Source organism: Xanthobacter autotrophicus (assembly GCF_029991245.1).
GTDB lineage: Bacteria > Pseudomonadota > Alphaproteobacteria > Rhizobiales > Xanthobacteraceae > Xanthobacter > Xanthobacter autotrophicus_C.
The window spans coordinates 1-5,166 of sequence record NZ_JAIVFO010000216.1 but is presented as its reverse complement, the minus strand read 5'-3'; the positions used below and the strand labels follow the sequence as shown (position 1 = coordinate 5,166).

4 protein-coding genes are annotated in these 5,166 nt (G+C 70.2%); 2 read left to right on the top strand and 2 right to left on the bottom strand.

The genetic code is table 11. The features are described from left to right. A partial coding sequence (locus K9U41_RS21710) for a sulfite reductase subunit alpha (RefSeq protein WP_282642924.1) occupies positions 1-1,141 on the top strand: 1,141 nt, incomplete at its 5' end. A 32-nt stretch (positions 1,142-1,173) separates the two neighbouring features. Beyond that, a complete protein-coding gene (locus tag K9U41_RS21705) occupies positions 1,174-3,852 on the top strand; it encodes a nitrate reductase (RefSeq protein WP_282642923.1) in 2,679 nt (892 codons plus the stop codon). Between the two features lie 33 nt (positions 3,853-3,885). On the opposite strand, the gene ppa is transcribed toward K9U41_RS21705, so the two are convergent. Next, positions 3,886-4,428, bottom strand: a complete 543-nt coding sequence (gene ppa / locus K9U41_RS21700) for an inorganic diphosphatase (RefSeq protein WP_282642922.1) — start codon at positions 4,426-4,428, stop codon at positions 3,886-3,888. Between the two features lie 52 nt (positions 4,429-4,480). Beyond that, positions 4,481-4,990 carry a GNAT family N-acetyltransferase gene (locus K9U41_RS21695; protein WP_282642921.1) on the bottom strand — a complete coding sequence of 170 codons (510 nt, stop codon included), beginning with the start codon at positions 4,988-4,990 and terminating at the stop codon, positions 4,481-4,483. Between the last annotated feature and the right edge of the window lie 176 nt (positions 4,991-5,166).

Sequence of the window (5,166 nt, the reverse complement as noted above, 5' to 3'; positions counted from 1 at the left end):
CTATGCCCACGAACCCCATGCCCCGGCGGCTCTCGGCACCCGTGAAAATCCCGGCGAGGTCACCTTCCTCGGCCGCACCCGCCTCAACAAGGACGGCTCCGAGAAGGAGACCTGGCACGTCGAGTTCGACCTTAGCGGCTCGGGCATCGACTATGTGGCCGGCGACAGCTTCGGCGTGTTCCCGGTGAATGATCCCGATCTGGTGGCGGCGGTGCTCGCCGCGCTCCACGCCCCGCCGGACTTTCCCATCGCCGACACCACCCTCGGCGACGTGCTCTCCCGCGAGGTGTGCCTGAAATCGGCCCCCGACGCGCTCTTCACCCTCATCTCCTACATCACCGGCGGCGATCGCAAGGCCAAGGCCCGGGCGCTGGCTTCCGGCGAGGACCCGGACGGCGATGCCGCAAGCCTCGACGTGCTGGCGGCGCTGGAGAAATTCCCCGGCATCCGGCCCGATCCGGAGGCTTTGGTGGAGTGCCTGGAACCGCTCCAGCCGCGGCTTTATTCCATCTCCTCCAGCCCCACGGCGACCCCCGGCAAGCTCACCCTGACGGTGGACGCGGTGCGCTACGAACAGACCGGGCGCACCCGGCTCGGCGTCGCCTCCACCTTCCTCGGCGGACGCATCGCGCCGGGCACGCGCATGAAGGCCTATATCCAGAAGGCCCACGGCTTCGCCCTGCCGGCCGACCTCTCCAAGGACGTGATCATGGTGGGGCCGGGCACCGGCATCGCCCCGTTCCGCTCCTTCCTGCACGAGCGGCTGGCCACCAAGGCCCCGGGGCGCAACTGGCTGTTCTTCGGCCACCAGAAGCGCGACACGGACTTCTTCTACGAGGACGAATTGGCCGGCCTCCAAGCCTGCGGCACCCTCACCCGGCTCGACACCGCATGGTCGCGGGACGGCGCCGGCAAGGTCTATGTGCAGGACAAGATCCGCGCGGCGGGGCCGGAATTGTGGGCGTGGCTTCAGGCCGGCGCGCATTTCTACATCTGCGGCGATGCCAAGCGCATGGCCAAGGACGTGGAAGCGGCCATGGTCGCCGTCGCGGTGGAGCATGGCGGCCTCTCGGCGGAGGCCGCCGCCCGTTTCGTCGCCGACCTGAAGACCGCCGGCCGCTACCAGGCCGACGTCTACTGACCCCGAACAGCCTCAGGCAGGATCGGCCCCCCATGAACGCGCCTCTCGCCTCGCCCCCGAGCGTGAAGACCACCTGCCCCTATTGCGGCGTCGGCTGCGGGGTGAAGGCGACGCCGGACGGCCTCGGCGGCGCGCTGGTGGAGGGCGATGCCGCCCATCCGGCCAATCTCGGTCGCCTGTGCTCCAAGGGCGCGGCGCTGGGGGAGACGGTGGGGCTCGACACCCGCCTGCTCTTTCCCATGGTGCGCGGGGCCGATGGCGCGCTGGCCCGCGCCTCGTGGGACGCTGCCCTCGACCGCATCGCGGACGGCCTGCAGGGCGTGCGCGACGCCCACGGGCCGGGGGCCATCGCCTTCTACCTCTCCGGCCAGTTGCTGACCGAGGATTATTACGCCGCCAACAAGCTGGCGAAGGGCTTCCTCGGCACGTCGCATGTGGACACCAATTCACGCCTGTGCATGTCCTCCTCCGTGGCCGGGCACAAGCGCGGCTTCGGCTCGGACACGGTGCCGGGGTCCTATGAGGACCTGGACGCGGCGGACCTCATCGTGCTGGTGGGCTCCAACACCGCCTGGTGCCATCCGGTGCTGTTCCGCCGCATGGAGGCGGCGCGCACGGCGCGGGGCACGAAATTCATCGTCATCGATCCCCGCCGCACCGAGACGGCGGCGGAAGCCGACCTGCACCTGCCGCTGGCCCACGGCACCGACGCGCTGCTCTTTTCCGGCCTGCTCGCCCATCTGGCACAAAGCCCGGCGTTCGACGCGGCTTACGTGCGCGAGCACACCACCGGCTTCGACGCTGCGCTGGCCCACGCCCGCGCGGTGGCCCCCGACGCCGCGGCCACCGCCCGCGCCTGCGGCCTCGACGTGGCAGACGTGGCGCGCTTCTTCGCCCTGTTCGCGGACACCGCCCGCACAGTGACCTGCTATTCGCAGGGGGTGAACCAGGCGGTGGCGGGCACCGACAAGGTCAACGCCATCCTCAACTGCCATTTCGCCACCGGCCGCATGGGCCGCGAGGGCATGGGGCCGTTTTCCCTCACCGGCCAGCCCAATGCCATGGGCGGGCGCGAGGTGGGCGGGCTCGCCAACCAGCTCGCCGCCCACATGGGCTTTTCGCCGGAGGAGGTGGACCGTGTGCGCCGCTTCTGGGACGCACCGCATATGGCGACCCGCGAGGGCCACAAGGCGGTGGACCTGTTCGCCGCCATCGGCCGGGGCGAGATCAAGGCGCTGTGGGTCATGGGCACCAACCCGGCCGTGAGCCTGCCCGAGGCGGACGGCGTGCGCGCCGCGCTGAAGGGCCTCGACCTGTTCGTGCTGTCGGAGAACGTGGCCGTCAACGACACCACCTTGTGCCATCCCCATGTGATGCTGCCCGCCGCCGCCTGGGGCGAGAAGGACGGCACCGTCACCAATTCCGAACGGCGCATCTCGCGCCAGCGGCCCTTCCTCGCCCCGCCCGGCGCGGTGAAGCCCAATTGGTGGGCGCTGGCGCAGGTGGCGGCGCGCCTCGGCTTCGGCGCGGCCTTCACGTGGCGCGGGCCGGCGGACATCTTCCGCGAGCATGCCGCGCTCTCCGGCTTCGAGAATGCCGGCAGCCGCGACTTCGACATCTCCGCCTTCGCCGAGCTGTCGGATGCCGCCTACCAGGATTTCGCGCCGGTGCAGTGGCCGGCGCCCCCTGGACGGCCCGAAGGCACGCCACGGCTGTTCGCGGACGGCGGCTATTTCACCGCCGACCGGCGCGCCCGTTTCGTGGCCCCGGCCGAGATCAAGGCGGCGCCGGCGAGCGACGCCTTCCCCTTCCTGCTCAACACCGGCCGCATCCGCGACCAGTGGCACACCATGACCCGCACCGGCCTCTCGCCCCGGCTGGGCTCGCACATCCTGGCGCCGTTCGTGGCCGTCCATCCGGACGATGCGGCGCCCCTCGGCCTTGTGGAGGGCGCGCTGGCGCGGGTGTCGAGCGCCCATGGCGCGGCGGTGCTGGAGGTGAAGATCGATGCCGGCCAACGGCGCGGCACCCTGTTCGCGCCCATCCACTGGAGCGAGGCCACCTCCTCCCACGGGCGGGTCGGCCCGCTGGTGCATTCGGTGAACGACCCCCTCTCCGGCCAGCCCGATTCGAAGGCGACCCCGGCCACCCTCGCGCCCTATGCCGCGCCGTTCGAGGGCTTCGTGCTGTCACGGCGTCCGCTTCAGATGCCGCAGGGCCTGTGGTGGGCGCGGGCGGCGCTGGAGGGCGGCTTCGGCTGGCGCATGGCGGGCAGCCTCGGGCCGGACGACTGGGCGCAGTGGGTGAAGGCCGAGGGTCCCGCAGACGTGGCGGAACTGGTGGACGGCCCCTCCGGCCTCTACCGCGCCGCCGCCTTCGACGGGGACGGGCGGCTGGATTTCGCGGTGTTCGTGGGCACGGCGGGCCGGCGCGTGGCCTGGGACGCGCTGAAGGGCCTGCTTGCGGAAGACACCGTCTCCGCCGCCGACCGGCGCACCCTGCTGGCGGGCCGGCGGGCGGGCGCTGCGGCCGCATGCGGGCCGCTGGTGTGCGCCTGCTTCGGCGTACCGCGCGACGCCATCGTCGGCGCCATCCGCGCCGGCGCGCACGATGCGGCCATGGTGGGGGAAAAGCTCAAGGCCGGCACGAATTGCGGCTCGTGCCTGCCCGAGATCCGCCGCCTCCTGGCGGAGACGACGGTATCGGCCTGAGGGGCGAGTGGTCCCGCCCCTGGAAGGAAAGCCTCAGCCTTCCTTGCCTTCGGCCTTGGCGCGCTCGATGCCCTCGAGGATGAGCTTGTGCGCTTCGGCGGCATCGCCCCAGCGCAGGATCTTCACCCACTTGTTGGGCTCCAGGTCCTTGTAGTGCTCGAAGAAGTGCTCGATCTGCTTGAGCGTGATCTCCGGCAGGTCGGAATGGTTGATGACCCGGTCGTAGCGCTTGGTGAGCTTGGAGGAGGGCACGGCGATGATCTTCTCATCGACGCCGGCCTCGTCCTCCATCAGCAGGACGCCCACGGGGCGCACGCTGATCACCGCGCCGGCGATGATGGCGCGGGTATTCGCAACGAGAACGTCGCAGGGATCGCCATCACCGGACAAGGTGTGCGGAATGAAACCGTAGTTTCCAGGATACCGCATGGCGGTATAAAGGAAGCGATCGACGAAGAGCGTGCCGGCAGCCTTGTCGAGTTCGTATTTGATAGGCTCGCCGCCGATGGGCACCTCGATCACGACATTGACATCGTGGGGCGGGTTCTTGCCGATCGGGATCGCATCGATGCGCATGATACACTCGCTGGATAGCTACGGTCCACGCGGGCGGTTGCCCGTGCGGAGGTTACCGCTGCCAAGCGAAGGCGATCTTGTCCAGCGTTTTTGAGCCGAACTGCTCCGTCGAGGATGCGACCGGTTGCCCTCCTAGGGCCCGATAGAAGCCCACCGCATTCTCGTTTTCGGCCAGCGCCCAAACCACCATTCCTTCGAGCCGGGCAAGACTTAGGTCCCGGCGGGCCGCCGAAAACAGGCGCTGGCCGAAGCCGAGGCCCTGATACAAAGGTTGTAGGTAGATTTCATAGATCTCGCCGCCATAGGGCAGGCTCTTGGCGCGGTTGCCACCGTAATTCACATAGCCGGCGAGATCATCGCCCACCAGCAGCACGGAGAGGCGGCTGCCGCGCCTAATGGCGGCATCCCACCAGCGCGGGCCGCGCCGCTCCACCATGCGCTCCAGCTCGATGCCGGGGATGAGGCCCCGGTAGGCCGTGCGCCAAGCCGCGTCGTGCACCGCCGCGATCGCCTTGGCGTCGGCCGGCTTGGCCCTGCGGATTTCTATGAGGCCCGTGCTCATGACGTGATGGAAGCATTCCCGGCGCCCGGCTTCAAGGGGCAATGGCGCGCAGGGGCGCGGTACCACCCGGCGGGCTGCAGATGGTGACGGGCGGATGCGGGCTTGGTTGCCGGGGCGCCCCCTCCCGTTCAAGCCGCCACGGCTTCCTCTCCCGCGTGCGGGGGAGGGCTGGGGAG

Bases quoted from the DNA above. Each gene is read 5' to 3' on its own strand.
- K9U41_RS21705 (WP_282642923.1), top strand. From the start codon at position 1,174: ATGAACGCGCCTCTCGCCTCGCCCCCGAGCGTGAAGACCACCTGCCCC.
- K9U41_RS21695 (WP_282642921.1), bottom strand. From the start codon at position 4,990: ATGAGCACGGGCCTCATAGAAATCCGCAGGGCCAAGCCGGCCGACGCC.
- ppa (WP_282642922.1), bottom strand. From the start codon at position 4,428: ATGCGCATCGATGCGATCCCGATCGGCAAGAACCCGCCCCACGATGTC.